Origin of the sequence: Microbacterium phyllosphaerae (assembly GCF_017876435.1) — a bacterium.
Classification (GTDB): domain Bacteria; phylum Actinomycetota; class Actinomycetes; order Actinomycetales; family Microbacteriaceae; genus Microbacterium; species Microbacterium phyllosphaerae.
The window spans coordinates 1820390-1835879 of the sequence record NZ_JAGIOA010000001.1 but is presented as its reverse complement, the minus strand read 5'-3'; the positions used below and the strand labels follow the sequence as shown (position 1 = coordinate 1835879).

13 protein-coding genes and 2 riboswitches are annotated in these 15490 nt (G+C 66.9%); of the genes, 1 reads left to right on the top strand and 12 read right to left on the bottom strand.

Annotated features, from left to right (window positions below; all coding sequences use genetic code 11):
• The first annotated feature begins 61 nt into the window (after positions 1–61).
• The gene (locus JOF42_RS08515; RefSeq protein WP_307803568.1) at positions 62–847 is read left to right on the top strand and encodes a CPBP family intramembrane glutamic endopeptidase; all 786 of its coding nucleotides are present in this window, start codon (positions 62–64) and stop codon (positions 845–847) included.
• 22 nt (positions 848–869) lie between these two features.
• On the opposite strand, the gene JOF42_RS17890 is transcribed toward JOF42_RS08515, so the two are convergent.
• From JOF42_RS17890 to JOF42_RS08455, 12 genes are all read right to left on the bottom strand, one after another.
• On the bottom strand, positions 870–1433 hold the full coding sequence (locus tag JOF42_RS17890; RefSeq protein WP_210097471.1) for a PH domain-containing protein: 564 nt from the start codon (positions 1431–1433) through the stop codon (positions 870–872).
• The gene (locus JOF42_RS08505) at positions 1430–3109 is read right to left on the bottom strand and encodes a dipeptide ABC transporter ATP-binding protein (protein ID WP_210097470.1); all 1680 of its coding nucleotides are present in this window, start codon (positions 3107–3109) and stop codon (positions 1430–1432) included. The genes JOF42_RS17890 and JOF42_RS08505 overlap by 4 nt, the downstream gene beginning before the upstream one ends.
• Complete coding sequence (locus JOF42_RS08500) at positions 3106–4050, bottom strand: ABC transporter permease (protein WP_210097469.1); 945 nt, start codon at positions 4048–4050, stop codon at positions 3106–3108. Before JOF42_RS08500 ends, JOF42_RS08505 begins: the two co-directional genes overlap by 4 nt.
• On the bottom strand, positions 4043–4969 hold the full coding sequence (locus JOF42_RS08495) for an ABC transporter permease (protein ID WP_210097468.1): 927 nt from the start codon (positions 4967–4969) through the stop codon (positions 4043–4045). The genes JOF42_RS08500 and JOF42_RS08495 overlap by 8 nt, the downstream gene beginning before the upstream one ends.
• Before the next feature lie 103 nt (positions 4970–5072).
• A complete protein-coding gene (locus JOF42_RS08490) occupies positions 5073–6746 on the bottom strand; it encodes a peptide ABC transporter substrate-binding protein (RefSeq protein WP_210097467.1) in 1674 nt (557 codons plus the stop codon).
• A gap of 225 nt (positions 6747–6971) precedes the next feature.
• Positions 6972–9803, bottom strand: a complete 2832-nt coding sequence (gene gcvP, locus JOF42_RS08485; RefSeq protein WP_245341090.1) for an aminomethyl-transferring glycine dehydrogenase — start codon at positions 9801–9803, stop codon at positions 6972–6974.
• 61 nt (positions 9804–9864) lie between these two features.
• Complete coding sequence (gene gcvH, locus JOF42_RS08480) at positions 9865–10242, bottom strand: glycine cleavage system protein GcvH (RefSeq protein ID WP_210097465.1); 378 nt, start codon at positions 10240–10242, stop codon at positions 9865–9867.
• Positions 10239–11423 carry a glycine cleavage system aminomethyltransferase GcvT gene (locus tag JOF42_RS08475; protein WP_210097464.1) on the bottom strand — a complete coding sequence of 395 codons (1185 nt, stop codon included), beginning with the start codon at positions 11421–11423 and terminating at the stop codon, positions 10239–10241. Before JOF42_RS08475 ends, gcvH begins: the two co-directional genes overlap by 4 nt.
• 54 nt (positions 11424–11477) lie before the next feature.
• A riboswitch (glycine riboswitch) is annotated at positions 11478–11579 on the bottom strand.
• A gap of 1 nt (position 11580) precedes the next feature.
• A riboswitch (glycine riboswitch) is annotated at positions 11581–11675 on the bottom strand.
• Between the two features lie 126 nt (positions 11676–11801).
• Complete coding sequence (locus JOF42_RS08470) at positions 11802–12638, bottom strand: ATP-binding cassette domain-containing protein (protein ID WP_210097463.1); 837 nt, start codon at positions 12636–12638, stop codon at positions 11802–11804.
• Positions 12635–13498: an ABC transporter ATP-binding protein gene (locus JOF42_RS08465; protein ID WP_210097462.1), complete on the bottom strand. Its 864-nt coding sequence runs from the start codon at positions 13496–13498 to the stop codon at positions 12635–12637. The genes JOF42_RS08470 and JOF42_RS08465 overlap by 4 nt, the downstream gene beginning before the upstream one ends.
• Positions 13495–14475, bottom strand: a complete 981-nt coding sequence (locus tag JOF42_RS08460; RefSeq protein ID WP_210097461.1) for an ABC transporter permease — start codon at positions 14473–14475, stop codon at positions 13495–13497. The genes JOF42_RS08465 and JOF42_RS08460 overlap by 4 nt, the downstream gene beginning before the upstream one ends.
• Positions 14468–15463 (bottom strand): ABC transporter permease, encoded by a 996-nt coding sequence (locus tag JOF42_RS08455; RefSeq protein WP_210097460.1) that lies wholly within the window; start codon positions 15461–15463, stop codon positions 14468–14470. Before JOF42_RS08455 ends, JOF42_RS08460 begins: the two co-directional genes overlap by 8 nt.
• Positions 15464–15490: the final 27 nt, after the last annotated feature.

The following is a 15490-nucleotide window of genomic DNA, read 5'->3' as shown; positions in this document are numbered from 1 at the left end:
ACGTTCCAGACTATCGTATGCGGCGGAGTCGTTCCTGAGCGCGCGAAGTACGATCGAGGGCGTGACCGATGCCGACCTCTCCCCCGCCCCCTCACGCAGTCGTCTGTGGTGGGAGATCGCCATCGTGCTGGCTCTCGGTCTCGGGCAGTCCGCCGTGTACGCGATCGTGCAGCTGGCGTACCGCCTCACCGACGAGACGCCTCTGGCGGACCAGACGGCGACCCTGAACCCGTCCCGCAGCGACCGCGAGATCTTCGACCTCATCTACCAGGTGCTGTCGATCGGGTTCTCGCTGGTCCCCGTGCTTCTCGTGTGCTTCCTGCTCTGGCAGACGTCGCGGCCGCATCTGGGCAGATTGGGCCTCGACGGCACGAAGATCGCAGCGGATGCCGGACGAGGAGCGCTTCTGGTCCTCGCCATCGGCATCCCCGGCCTCGGCCTCTATCTGGTCGGCCGGGCGACCGGGCTCTTCGTCGCGGTCGACCCGGCGGGACTCGACGCCCACTGGTGGACGGTGCCGATCCTCCTCCTGGCGGCAGCGCGCGCCTCTCTGCAGGAGGAGTTCGTCGTTCTCGGGTATCTGTTCGCCCGGTTGAAGCAGCTCGGATGGGGTCCGTGGACCATCATCCTGACGACCTCGCTGCTGCGCGCGAGCTACCACCTCTACCAGGGCCCCGGGGCCTTCATCGGGAACTTCGCGATGGGCCTGCTGTTCGGCTGGCTGTTCCAGCGCAGCGGCCGGCTGATGCCGTTCCTCGTCGCGCACTTCCTGATCGACGCGACCGTGTTCGTCGGGTACCCGTGGGCCGCGGCGACGTGGCCGGACCTCTTCGGGCTCCCCGGCTGACGGGCGCGCTCCGGAGCCTCGCTCAGGCGTTCGCGATGACGACCGACACGACGGCCCAGAGCACGATGACGCCGAGCGCGATCAGCGCCTGAGCGTCCCAGGTGCGGCTGAGCGGAGCATCCGCCGTCGCCGGCGCCTGCTGCCACCGGTCGCGGATCTCGGTCAGCTCCCGTAGGCCGGCCGGAGCCTTCGCCTCGTCGTCACCGCTCGTGGGGCGACGGACCGGACGCGCTCGTGCGGGTCCGCCGTAGCAGGAGAGATCACTGCCGTCTTCGAGCGAGAAGAGCAGCTGCCAGCGCAGGTCGATGTCGCGTACCCGGCTCCAGCCGAATGAGGTGCGGCGCAGCATGTTCTGCACGACCGCGCCGTCGTCGTCGACTCGCACCACCGACACGAAGGCGATCTCGTAGACGACCCAGAGTCCGAGGAGCACCCACGGCGCGAGCAGGAGCATCTGACCCCACCCTGCACGCACGACGGCGTCGCCGAGAAGGAAGAGCGCCAGGAGAGAGCAGAGCACGAGGGAGACAGGCCCGGAGGCCGCACGGAAAGTCCGTGCGGCCTCCGGTCGAGGTTCGGTGCTCACTCTCCGTGACCACCGAGGGTGATCGACGCACCCGGGATCGCCTTCAGAAGACGATCCGTGTACTCCTGCTGCGGGTTGGCGAAGATCTCGTCGACAGTGCCCTGCTCGACGATCTTGCCCTTCTCCATGACGCACACGAGATCGCTCGAGACACGGACGACCGCGAGGTCGTGCGTGATGAACAGATACGTGAGATCGAGCTCCGACTGGAGTTCGGCCAGCAGCTGCAGCACCTGATCCTGCACCAGCACGTCGAGCGCCGACACCGCCTCGTCGAGGACGATGATGTCGGGCTTCAGGGCGAGAGCGCGCGCGATCGCGACACGCTGACGCTGACCGCCCGAGAGCTCGTTCGGGTATCGGGTGGCGAGCACACGGGGCAGCGAGACCTGGTCGAGAAGCTCCTCGACCCGCTCACGCTGAGACGCGCGGTCGCCCACGCCGTGGATCTGCAGCGGCTCGGCGATGGTGTTGCCGATGTTGCGCAGCGGGTCGAGCGAGCCGTACGGGTCCTGGAACACCGGCTGCATACGCCGACGCAGACCGAACGCCTGCGCGTTCGACAGCTTCGACACATCCTGGCCGTCGATCTCGATGGTTCCGCTGGTGGGCTCCTCGAGCTTCAGCACCATCTTCGCGACGGTCGACTTGCCAGAACCCGACTCGCCGACCAGCGCGAGCGTCTTGCCGCGAGGGATCGCGAACGACACGTCGTCGACCGCTCGGAACGCCTCACTGCGGAAGCCTCCCTGACGGATCCGATAGTCCTTCGTCAGCCCCGCGACCCGCACCGTCGGCGGGATGTCGGCGAGATCCTCGAGCGTCTCGATACCCCGGTCCTCCACCACCGCCTGGATGCGCTGCGACGCCACACTCGGCGCGGCAGACACCAGGCGCTTCGTGTACGGGTGCTGCGGGTCCTCGAGGATCTGCCTGCTGGGACCCGCCTCGACGATGTTGCCGCCGTTCATCACGATGATCTTGTCCGCACGCTCGGCCGCGAGGCCCAGGTCGTGCGTGATCAGGAGCACCGAGGTGCCCTTGTCGCGAGTGAGCGACGCCATGTGATCGAGGATCACGCGCTGCACCGTCACATCCAGAGCCGAGGTCGGCTCGTCGGCGATGAGCAGCTTCGGATCGGCCGCGAGGCCCATCCCGATCAGCGCACGCTGACGCATTCCGCCCGAGAACTGATGCGGGAACTGGTGCAGACGCTTCTCGGCATCCGCCAGCCCGGCCTGCTGCAGCACCTCGACCGTGCGTGCCTTGGCGGCCTCGCGCCCCTGAGCGATGCCGTTCGCACGGATCGCCTCCTTGACCTGGAAGCCGATGCTCCAGACGGGGTTGAGGTTCGACATCGGATCCTGCGGAACGAAGCCGATGTCCCGTCCGCGAACAGCCTCGATCTCGCGACGGTTGAGCGTGGTGAGCTCGCGGCCTTCGAGGGTGATCGATCCGGCGGTGACTTCACCGGTTCCCGGGAGCAGGTTCACGATGGCCGTGGCCGTCGTGGACTTGCCCGAGCCCGACTCGCCGACGATCGCGACGGTCTCGCCGGGCATGACGTCGAAGCTGACTCCGTGGAGCACTTCGCGCAGGCCCTCCTGCGTGCGGAACGCGACGCTGAGGTCACGGATGCTGAGCAGCGGGACCTGTTCGGTGATTCGCTCGCTCATCGGCGTGCCCTCGCCTTCGGGTCGAGGGCGTCTCGGATGAGCTCGCCCAGGGTGACGAACGCGAGCACCGCGAGGGTGAGCGCGATCGACGGATAGATGAGTGCCATCGGCGCGACACGCAGCGACGCCTGGGCATCGCCGATGTCGTTCCCCCACGACATGACGCTGCTGCCGAGTCCGACTCCGAGGAACGACAGAGTGGCTTCAGCGACGATCGCAGCGGCGAGGCCGAGCGTCGACACCACCAGCAGAGGCGCGATCGCGTTCGGGACGACATGGTTCAACAGGATCTTGAACTTCGACTGCCCCAGGGCCTGCGAGGCCATCACGAAGTCGGCCTGACGCACGCGGAGCACCTCCGCTCGCACGACACGGGCGGTGGATGCCCAGGCGAACCCGCCGATGGCGAGCGCGAGGATCCACACCGAACGGATGTCCTTGAACACCGTCATCACGACCACGGCCGCGAGGATGTACGGGATCGCGAAGAAGATGTCGCCGACACGCGAGAGGACCGAGTCGAGCCACCCGCCGTAGAAGCCCGCGAGCGCACCCATGATCAGACCGAGAACAGACGAGATCAGCGTGGCGATCAGGCCGACCGCGAGGGACGTCTGGGCGCCCCACACGATGCGCGCGTAGATGTCGCAGCCCTGGAAGGTGAATCCGAGGGGGTGCCCCTCGGCCGGTCCGCCGTTGCTGTTCGACAGGTAGCACTGGTCGTTGGGCGGCGTCGCGGTGAACAGCGTCGGCCACACGGCCATCACGAGGAAGACGAGGGCCAGCGCGATCGAGAACCAGAACAGCGGACGGCGACGCAGGTCGAACCAGGCGTCCCGCCAGAGGTTGCTGGGCTTGTCCGAGATGCGGACCGCGTCGACCGCGATCGACTCCGTCTCGATGGGGGCGACGTAGTGCTTTGGAGAGATGGGATCAGGCATAGCGAATCCTCGGGTCGAGCAGACCGTAGAGCAGGTCGATGAGCAGGTTCACCAGCACGTACAGGATGACGAAGACGGTCACGAACGAGACGACCGTCGGCCCCTCGCCGCGCTGGATCGCCTGGAAGAGCGTGTTTCCGACACCCGGCACGTTGAAGATGCCCTCGGTGACGGTCGCACCCACGAGCAGCACACCGAAGTTCGTGGCCGAGTTGGTGATCACGGGGATCAGCGAGTTGCGCAGCACGTGCACGGGAAGCACGCGGTTGCGCGAGAGCCCCTTGCTGTACGCCGTGCGTACCCAGTCCTGATTCAGAGTCTCGATGACCGAGCTCCGCATCAGACGCATGCTCACCGCGTAGAGGCTGAACCCGAGCACGATCGCGGGAAGCCAGAGTCCACCCCAGTCGTTGTCGGCGCCGACCGTCGGCTTGAACCAACCCCACTGGATCGCCAGGAAGTACTGGGCGAGGAACGCGACCACGAAGATCGGGATCGCGATCGCGACGAGAGCCACGACCAGCGAGACGTTGTCGAAGAGCTTGCCCTTGCGCAACGCCGAGATCGTGCCGATGATGATCGCCAGGACGAACTCGATGGCGATCGCCATCACGGCGAGACGCCCTGTGACGGGCAGTGTCGCGGCCAGCACCGTGGAGACGGGGCGACCGGAATAGGTCATGCCCAGGTCGCCCTGGAAGACACCGGTGATGTAGTACCAGTACTGCACGAGGAACGGCTCGTTCAGGTGGTACTGCTCTCGCAGCTGCGCGACGACCGCCGGGCTCGGCGTCTTGTCGCCGAACAGGGCGAGGATCGGGTCGCCGGGCATGGCGAACACCAGGAAATAGATGAGCAGGGTGGCTCCGAAGAAGACCGGGATCACCTGCAGAAGACGTCTCAGAATGTAACCGAGCATCCGCTTGTCCCTTCTGTGAGGGGAGAGAAAGCCGCGTGGACACAAGCCTGTGAGGCGGTGACGAAGAAATCGTCACCGCCTCACAGGTGAAGTGCCGTCAGACTTACTCGCCGGCCTTCGTGATCTCGTAGTAGAGCGGAACCGAGTTCCAGCCGAACGTGACGTTGTCGACGCTCTCGCCGAAGCCACCGGTCACGTTGGAGTACCACAGCGGGATCGCGGGAAGATCCTTGAACAGGACCTCCTGCGCCTTGGTGAAGTCCTCGATCTGTGCATCGGGGTCGGGGTTGCTGATGCCGGCCTTGATGAGGTCGTCGAACTCGGGGTTCGAGTAGTCACCGTCGTTCGAGCCGGCGCCGGTCGCGTAGAGCGGTCCGAGGAAGTTGTACAGACCCGGGTAGTCGGCCTGCCAGCCCGAGCGCGCAGCCGTGGTGATGGTGCGGTCGTTGATCTTCGTGCGAAGGTCCTGGAAGGTCGGGTACGGGTCGCCCGATGCCTCGATGCCGAGCGTGTTCTTGATGCTGTTGCTCACCGCGTCGACCCAGGCGTCGTGCCCACCGTCAGCGTTGTAAGCGATCTTGAACTCGCCGTCCCACGGCGAGATGGCGTCGGCCTCGGCCCACAGCTTCTTCGCCTCGTCGGGGTTGTACTCGAGAACCTCGCTGCCGGGGACCGAGTCGGACCATCCGTCGATCACCGGGGAGGTGAAGTCAGATGCCGGGGTGCGGGTGCCCGAGAAGATCGTCTCGGTGATCTCCTCGCGGTTGATCGCCATCGACAGCGCCTGACGACGCAGCTGGCCCTCTTCGCCGCTGAAGTGCGGGAGGAACTGGCCGATCGTGAACGACTGGAAGACCGCGGACGGCTGGTTGACGGCGCGGTCGCCGAACTCGTCCTGGAAGACCTGGAGCGAGCCGGTCGGGATCGCGTCGATCACGTCGACGTCCCCACCCTGCAGGTCGGCGTAAGCCGCTTCCTGCGTGGCGTAGAACTTGATGGTCAGACCGCCGTTGGCAGCCTTGCGGCCACCGTCGTAGTCGTCGTTGCGAACGAGGTCGATCTGCACGTCGTGCTGCCACGCGTCGTCGCCGTCGATCATGTACGGGCCGTTGCCGATCGGGTTCTGGCCGAAGGCCTCCATGTCCTCGAAGGCCACGTCGGGCAGCGGGTAGAACGCGGAGTATCCGAGGCGCAGCGCGAAGTCGGAAGCCGGCTTGTTCAGCGCGATCGTGAAGGTGTAGTCGTCGACCTGCTTCAGACCGGACAGGTCACCCTGCGCGCCGAAGACGTCGTCATCGGGGTTGTCGGGGTCACCCGCGTCGTTGACGAAGCCCTCGATGTCCTCGAAGAAGTAGCCCGAGAGCTGTGCGTTCTCGGCCTGTGCGCCGTAGTTCCACGCCTTGATGAAGTTGTCGGCGGTGACCTCTTCACCGTCGGTGAACTTCAGGCCCTTGCGGATCTTGACCGTGAGGTTCTGCGGGTCCTCGGTCGTGATCTCCTCGGCGACGTCGTTGACGGGCTTGCCGTCGGCGTCGTAGTAGATCAGACCGGCGAAGATCTCGTCGAGGATCTTTCCGCCACCCACCTCGTTGGTGTTGGTGGGGATCAGCGGGTTCTCGGGCTCGGAGCCGTTCGTGGTGATGATGGCATCCGGGTCGCCGGCTGCGCCGGAGCCGCCGTCGCCGTCGTTGCCTCCACCGCTCGCGCAGCCCGCGAGCGCCAGGGCGCCGATCGCGAACAGCGCGGTGCCCGCAAGGGCGATCTTGTTGCGCTTCACTTTGTGTCCTCCTGTGGACGGGTATTCATCAGACTGCGCGCTCATCGTCGAACGCGTAGGGATAGTTGACTGTAACCCGCGATTCAGGGGACGCCGCACTCGGCTAATGAACCGTTACTGAGTGGTGACCATATGTAATCTCGCGGAAACATGCGGAAATGCACGGAAACGAGAGACGGCACCATGCCCGGATGGACACGACGCCGTCTCTGTACGCTCCTCGGGTCAGGCGAAGGCCTCGACCGGCGGGCAGGCGCACACGAGGTTGCGGTCGCCGTACGCCTGGTCGATGCGGCGCACCGGCGGCCAGTACTTGCCGGCGACCAGAGCGTGCACCGGGTAGGCGGCGTCCTCGCGGGTGTACGCGTGGCTCCACTCCCCCGCGATCAGCGAGACCGCGGTGTGCGGTGCGTGGACCAGCGGGTTGTCGTCGGCGGGCCAGCGCCCGGCCGCGACGGCATCCGCCTCGGCCTTGATCATGATCATCGCCTCGATGAACCGCTCGATCTCGCCGAGGTCCTCCGACTCCGTCGGCTCGACCATGAGCGTGCCCGCGACGGGGAACGACATCGTCGGCGCGTGGAAGCCGTAGTCGATGAGCCGCTTGGCGACGTCGTCGACGGTGATGCCGGTGGCCTCCTTGAGCGGACGCAGGTCGAGGATGCACTCGTGAGCGACACGGCCGTTCTCGCCGGCGTAGAGCACCGGGTAGTGCTCGCCGAGGCGCGCGGCGATGTAGTTCGCCGAGAGCACGGCGGCTGCCGTCGCGTGACGAAGGCCGTCTGCCCCCATCATCCGCACGTACGACCAGGAGATCGGCAGGATGCCGGCCGATCCGTAGGGCGCGGCGGAGACCGCACCGCCCTCGAAGACGAACCCGCCCGCATGCTCCGCGCGCTGGGCGAGCGGGTGCGACGGCAGGTACGGCGCGAGGTGAGCCTTGGCCGCGACGGGACCCACACCGGGGCCACCGCCGCCATGCGGGATCGCGAACGTCTTGTGCAGGTTGAGGTGCGAGACGTCGCCGCCGAGATCGCCGAAACGGGCGTAGCCGAGCAGTGCGTTGAGGTTCGCGCCGTCGACGTAGACCTGGCCGCCGGCCTCGTGCACGGCAGTGGTGATCTCGACGACGTCCTGCTCGTACACGCCGTGGGTCGACGGGTACGTGATCATCAGCGCGGAGAGCTCGCCGGCGTTCGCCGCGATCTTCGCGCGCAGGTCGTCGAGGTCGACGTTGCCGAGCTCGTCACAGGCGACGACGACGACCTTCATGCCGGCGAGCACCGCAGAGGCGGCGTTGGTACCGTGCGCCGATGACGGGATCAGGCACACCGTGCGCTGAGTGTCGCCGTTCGCCAGGTGGTAGCCGCGGATCGCGAGAAGGCCCGCGAGCTCGCCCTGCGAGCCGGCGTTCGGCTGCAGCGAGACCGCGTCGTACCCGGTGACCTCGGCGAGCCACGCCTCGAGCTGCGTGATCATGTCGAGGTATCCCTCGACGTCGGAGGCCGGAGCGAACGGGTGGATGCCCGCGAACTCGGGCCACGTGATCGATGCCATCTCGGTCGCCGCGTTGAGCTTCATCGTGCACGACCCGAGGGGGATCATGCCGCGGTCGAGCGCGTAGTCGCGATCGGCGAGGCTCTTGAGGTAGCGCATCATCGCCGTCTCGCTGCGGTGCGCATGGAAGACGGGGTGCGTGAGGTACTCGTCCTGGCGGAGCAGGTCATCGGGCAGAGCGCCCTGCGAGCCTGAGCCGTAGAAGCCGAAAGCACGATCATGCGAACCGCCGAACACACGGGCCACCTGGTGGAGCTCGGCCACCGTCGTGGTCTCGTCGACCGAGATCCCGACCGTGTCGGCATCAGCCGCGTGCAGCAGGATGCCGAAGCCATGATGGGCCTGCTCCGCATACTCGGCCGCGCGGCCGGGCACCCGAACCTGCAGCGTGTCGAAGAACGAGTCGTGCACGACATCCGCACCCGCGTCGGCGAGCCAGTCACGCAGCATCGCGGTCTTCGCCGCGACCTCCCGTGCGATCGCCTTGAGCCCGTCAGGCCCGTGGTAGACCGCGTACATCGACGCCATCACCGCGAGGAGCACCTGCGCGGTGCAGATGTTGCTGGTCGCCTTCTCACGGCGGATGTGCTGCTCGCGCGTCTGCAGCGACAGCCGGTACGCGGGCTTGCCGTCCGCATCCACCGAGACGCCGACGAGGCGTCCCGGCAGCTGCCGCTCGAGCCCGGCACGAACGGCCATGTACCCGGCGTGCGGGCCGCCGAAGCCGATGGGCACACCGAAGCGCTGCGTGGTGCCGACCGCGACGTCCGCTCCGAGGGAACCGGGCGACGCGATCAGGGTGAGTGCGAGCAGATCGGCCGCGACGACCGCGAGTCCGCCGGCGAGGTGCGCGGCGTCGATCACGGCGGTGGGGTTCCACACACGACCGGAAGCGCCGGGGTACTGCACGAAGACGCCGAAGAGCTCCGCGGGGAGCTCCTCGCCTGCGGCGAAGTCGACGGTCACGAGCTCGATGCCCACAGCCTCGGCGCGGGTCTCGAGCAGGGCCTTCGTCTGCGGGAACGCGTCGGCGTCGACCGCGAACACGTTCGAGGCCTTGTTCGACGCGCGGCGTGCCAGGAGCATCCCCTCGACGACAGCGGTCGACTCGTCGAGCATCGACGCGTTGGCCGTGGTGAGACCGGTGAGCTCGGCCACCATCGTCTGGAAGTTGATGAGCGCTTCGAGGCGCCCCTGCGAGATCTCCGGCTGGTACGGCGTGTAGGCCGTGTACCAGGAGGGGTTCTCGAGGACGTTGCGCTGGATCACCTGAGGGGTGATCGTGCCGTAGTACCCGAGGCCGATCATCGGCCGGTTCACCGTGTTGCGGGCGGCGATCGCTCGAAGCTCGGCGAGCGCCTCGGTCTCGCTCGCTGCGCGAGGGATGACCGAATCCGAGGTGGCGGACGTGAAGATCGACGACGGCACGGCCTGGCGCATCAGCGCCTCGACCGGGCTCCAGTCCTCGAGCTCGGACTCGACCCCCAGCGCGTCCAGCATCTGACGCTGGGCGGCCGCGGTGGTTCCGATGTGACGATCGGCGAAAGAGACCACTGGTCGATCAGCCCTCCGTGAGAGCGACGTACGCGTCGCGGTCCATGAGTCCGTCGAGCGCACCGGCGGCGACGGAGACCTTGATCAGCCAGCCGCCGACGAACGGCTCGGCGTTGACGAGCGACGGGTCGTCGACCGCGGCGTCGTTGATCTCGACGACCGTGCCGGTGACAGGCGCGTAGAGCTCGCCGACTGACTTGGTCGACTCGATCTCGCCCACCACCGATCCGGCGGTGACCTCGGTGCCCACGGCGGGGAGCTCGACGAAGACGACGTCGCCGAGCTTGTCGGCGGCGTAGTCGGTGATCCCGATGGTCACGGTGTCGCCGTCAGCGGCGATCCACTCGTGCTCGTCGGTGTAGCTGAGTGCGTTGAGGTCGGTCATTTGGTCCTCCGGTAGAAAGGCAGGGCGGTCACGGTCGCGGGGATGCGGGTCCCCCGCACATCAAGGAATACTGCGGTTCCCTCCGCAGCGGAAGACGGTACGACGTAGGCCATCGCGATCGGGTGGCCGAGCGTCGGGCTGAGCGCACCGCTGGTGATCTCGCCGAGCACAGCGCCGTCTTCGCCCACGACGGAGTACCCGGCACGGCCCGCGCGCTTGCCCTCGGCGACGAGCCCGACGAGCACGGGGGCATCGGATGCGGCATCCACCGCTCCCTTGCCGATGAAGCTCTCCTTGTCGGTGACGACGACTCGTCCGAGACCGGCCTGCGACGGCTTGGTCTCGCGGGAGAGCTCATGCCCGTAGAGAGGCATACCCGCTTCGAGTCGGAGCGTGTCGCGCGCCGCGAGGCCGGCCGACACGAGACCGTGCGTCTGCCCGGCGTCGACGAGTGCGTCCCAGAGCGCAGGGGCATCGGCGACGCGGACGAGCAGCTCGAAGCCGTCCTCACCCGTGTACCCGGTGCGGGCGAGGAGCAACGGTCCGCCGAGGAAGGAGGCATCGGCCCAGGAGTAGTACTTCTGCTCCGCCCAGGGAGTGCTGAGGTCGGAGATGCCTGCCGTCGACGAGACGATGGCCTCGGATGCGGGGCCCTGGACGGCGAGCAGCGCGTACTCGTCGGAGACGTCTTCGACGTCGACGCCGCGATCTCCGAGGAAGCCCTCGAAGGTGCGGTCCTCCCCCGCGGCGAGCGCCGGACGTTCACGCTCGATCAGTGAGGGGAACGAGCGGACGCGCGAAGCGAAGGCGGCATCGACGAATCCGCGGTTGCCCGCGTTCGCGATGACGAGGAAGCGATCGTCGGCGAGCCGGTAGACGATGACGTCGTCGATGATCCCGCCGTCGTCTGCGAGCATCAGCGAGTACTTCGCCTTGCCCACGGGCATGGCGGACAGCCGACCGGCCAGGGAGTAGTCGAGGAAGTCCCCGGCGAAGTCTCCGGTGACCATGAACTCGGCCATGTGCGAGATGTCGAAGATCCCGGCGGCCTGTCGCACGGCGTGGTGCTCGGCGAGGTCGGACGTGTAGCGCACCGGCATCTGCCAGCCGCCGAAGTCGGTGAACGAGGCGCCGAGCGCCTCATGGCGCTCACGGAGCGGGGTGTAGCGAGGGTCGGACATGGAGTTCTCCCGGGCTGGGTCGGGCGGAACAGCGCAGACGCTGGTCCTCGGAACTCCCCCTCTGTCATGGGCCTGAGAGCTTCACCCAGAGACTGGGCTTTCACCGTCGGCGGAGCCGAGCGCTACAGCATCGCTCGATCTCGCTTTTCAGAGTGGCCGGAACCGCGCGGTACGCATACCTGAGAGATTGGCGGGGAGGCTTGCTCCTTCGGTGCCCGGCTGCGTTCGCCGGGGCTCTCCCGCGTGGGTCATTCGGCCTGTCTTCACTTGTGCGTTCAGTCTAGCGGGTCGTCCGCACCGAGACGGGTGCCGTTCCGGTCGCACTTCGTGCCGCGCGAACGGGTCGCCGGCGGCACGAAGTGGAACCGGAACGGATGCTCAGAGACCCGCGAGCTCGGCGCGGACCTCGTCGCGGAGGCGGCCGAGGTTCTCGGGCTCGGGCGCCGCGCCCAGCAGGGTCTTCGTGTACTCATGCTGCGGATTGAGGATGACCTCGTCAGCCGGCCCGCGCTCGACGACGTCGCCCTTGTAGAGCACCATGATCTCGTCGCTGAAATGCCGAGCCGTCGCGAGGTCGTGCGTGATGTAGAGCACGCCGAGGTTCTCCTCCCGCTGCAGATCGGCCAGCAGGTTGAGCACCCCCAGCCGGATCGAGACGTCGAGCATCGAGACGGGCTCATCCGCGACGATGAACCGTGCCCCCGGTGCGAGCGCCCGCGCGATGGCCACACGCTGACGCTGACCGCCGGACAGCTCGTGCGGGCGACGTTCGGCGAAGCTCTCGCCGGGTGACAGCCGCACCCGCTCGAGCAGCTCGATCGCCCGCGCACGCACCTCGGCGCCCGAGAGCTTGGGGTGGTGGAGCCTGATCGGTCGCTCCAGGTGATGGACGATCGTGTGGAAGGGGTTCAGCGAGGCGAACGGATCCTGGAAGACCATCTGCACCTGCGAGCGGTATTCCTCGACCGCTCGGCCCCGCATCCCCGCATCCTTGCCGTCGAGCAGGATCTGCCCGCTGGTCGGAGTCTCGAGCTTCATCAGCATCCGGGCGATGGTGGATTTACCCGAACCCGATTCGCCGACGAGGGCGACCGTCTTGCCCGCTTCGATCGTGAACGAGACGTCCTTGACCGCATGGAGGGTCGACGTCTTGAGCCCGGATCGCAGCGTGAAGTCCTTCACCAGGTTGCGGGCTTCGAGGGTGGGAGCATTCATCGGATCTCCTCCTGGCTGGGCTGGTTGCCGGTGCGGACGAAGTCTCCGCGCTCGCCGGTCAGACTCGGGAAGCTCGACAGCAGCTTCTTCGTGTATTCGTGCTGCGGCGTGCGGTAGATCTCCTCGGCCGTGCCCTCCTCCACGATCTGCCCCTGCAGCATCACGGCGATCCGGTCGCTGATCTCGATCAGCATCGGGAGGTCGTGGGTGATGAAGATCACCGCGAAACCGAGCCGTTCGCGCAGCCGCATGATCTCGCGGATGATGCCTCGCTGCACCACGACGTCGAGCGCAGTGGTGGGCTCGTCCATGATCATGACCTGCGGATCCAACGCGAGCGCCATGGCGATCATCATGCGCTGCCGCATGCCGCCCGACAGCTCGTGCGGGAAGCTCGTCAGCCGCGACGGGTCGACCCCGACCAGAGTCAGCAGCTCTTCGGCACGCGCCTGCTTGTCCTTCTTGGACATGCCGGGGCGATGCGTGTCGAAGATGTCGAAGATCTGCGCCTTGACGCTGATCACCGGGTTGAGCGAGTTCATCGCGCCCTGGAACACCATCGAGATCTTGTCCCAGCGGAAGGCTCGGAGCCCGTCGCCGTCGAGTGCGACGATGTCGATGTCGTGGCCGTCACGGTCGTGGAAGACGATCTCGCCGCTCGTCATGAGCGCCGGTGCCTTGAGCAGCCGGTTCATGCCGTAGGCGAGGGTCGTCTTGCCGCATCCCGACTCTCCCGCCAGACCCAGGATCTCTCCGCGGTTGAGCGTGAGGGAGACATCTCGGACCGCCTTGACGGGTGGATCCACCTCGTACTCGATCGACACGTTGCGCGCCGTGAGCACGGCATCCGGAGCGCTCATGCGGCGACCCCCTTCGTCTTGGCTGCCTTGCGCACGCGTCGGGCGGCGTCGGGCGCATTGCGCAGCTTGGGGTTGATGACCTCGTCGATCGCGAAGTTGATCAGGGCGAGGCCCGCACCGAGCATGGCGATCATGACGCCCGGGGGTACGAACCACCACCAGGCTCCTCGACCGAGCGCCTGCCCGGACTGCGCGTCGTTGAGGATGGTGCCCCAGGTGATCGAGGAGTTCGGGCCGAGGCCCAGGTAGGAGAGGCCGGCCTCTCCGAGGATGGCGAAGATGATCGCGAAGAGGAACTGCGCCGTGAGCAGCGGCAGCAGGTTCGGCATGATCTCGACCAGGATGACGCGGAAGGATCGCTCCCCCGCCACCTTCGAGGCGTAGACGTAGTCACGGGTCCGCAGAGAGCGCGTCTGGAGTCGGAGTACGTACGCGGCGCCCGCCCAGGAGGTGATGCCCAGCACGAACGCGACCAGCTGCCAGCTGCGCTGCGGCACGAAGGACGAGATCACCATGACCAACGGCAGGCCCGGGATCACGATCATCACGTTCGTCAGCAGCGCGAGAGTGTCTTCACGCCAGCCGCCGAGGTAGCCGGCGAGGACGCCGAACAGCAGGGACAGGATGATGGCGATGCCGCCCGCGACCACGCCGACCAGGAGCGAGCCCTGGGCGCCGATGGCGAGCTGGGCGAACATGTCGTTGCCGAGCTTGGTGGTGCCGAGCCAGTGTTCCGGCGACGGCGGGAGCAGAGCAGGGTTGTCGGTGCTCCGCGGGTTCTGCGAGAACATCGGCGCGATGATCGCGAACAGGACGATCGCGATCACGATCGCCGCTCCGGTGATGAACTTCGGCGACGTCGTCGGGAGCACCCGGCGGCGCTTGCGCCCGCGTTGCGTGGCCAGCGAGATGGTGGTCGCCGGCTGGGTCGTGGGCTGATCCTTGGTGATCAGCGCTGCGTTGTCGGTGTCAGACATTCTGGCGCGCCCTCGGGTCGATGAAGCCATAGACGAGATCCATGATGAAGTTGGCGGCGAGCACCGTGATCGTGATGACGAGGAAGAGCCCCTGCATCAGCGCGTAGTCGTTGTTCGTGACCGCCTGGAACATCAGCTTGCCGATGCCCGGATAGGTGAACACCTGCTCCATCACGATCGAGCCTGCGACCACGAATCCCAACGTGATCGAGAAGCCGGCGATCGAGGGGATCGCGGCGTTGCGTGCGGCGTACGTCGTCATGATGCGGCGAGGACGCAGCCCCTTGGCCTCGGCCGTGAGCACGTAGTCCTCAGCCATGGTCTGCACCATCATGTTGCGCATCCCGAACATCCAGCCACCGACCGATGAGAGCACGATGGTGAGCGCGGGAAGCACGGCATGAGAGAGCGCGTTCGTGAAGAACGCCCACGTCGGTTCGGGGCCGTCCGGGAAGTCGAAGACGTCGTAGCCTCCGAAGATCGGGAACCAGCCGAGTCCGACCGCGAAGACGGAGACGAGCAGCAGCGCCATCCAGAAGTACGGGATGGACTGCAGGACCGTGGTCGCCGGGATCAGGTGATCGACCCAGGTCCCGCGCTTCCATCCGGCCCAGGCGCCGAGCGCGACGCCGAGGATGAAGGAGATCACTGTCACCGTGCCGACGAGGATGAGCGTCCAGGGCAGTGCCTGGCCGATCAGCTCGCTCACGGGAGCCGGGAACTTCGTCACCGAGATTCCCAGGTCTCCCTGGAACATGCGGCCCCAGTAGGCGATGTACTGCTCCCAGAGGGACGAGTCATCACCGCCGAGAAGCAGCTTGATGTTGCGGATCGTGGTCTCGGAGACCTCGCCGCCCGCTCGCTGCATCTTGGCGATCATGATGTCCGCCGGGTTCCCCGGCATGAGCCGGGGAAGCAGGAAGTTGAGCGAGATCGCGGCCCACAGCGTGAACGCGTAGAACCCGATTCTTCGTGCATAGAACTTCATGTCACAGACCTTGCTTCCTGCTCCCCC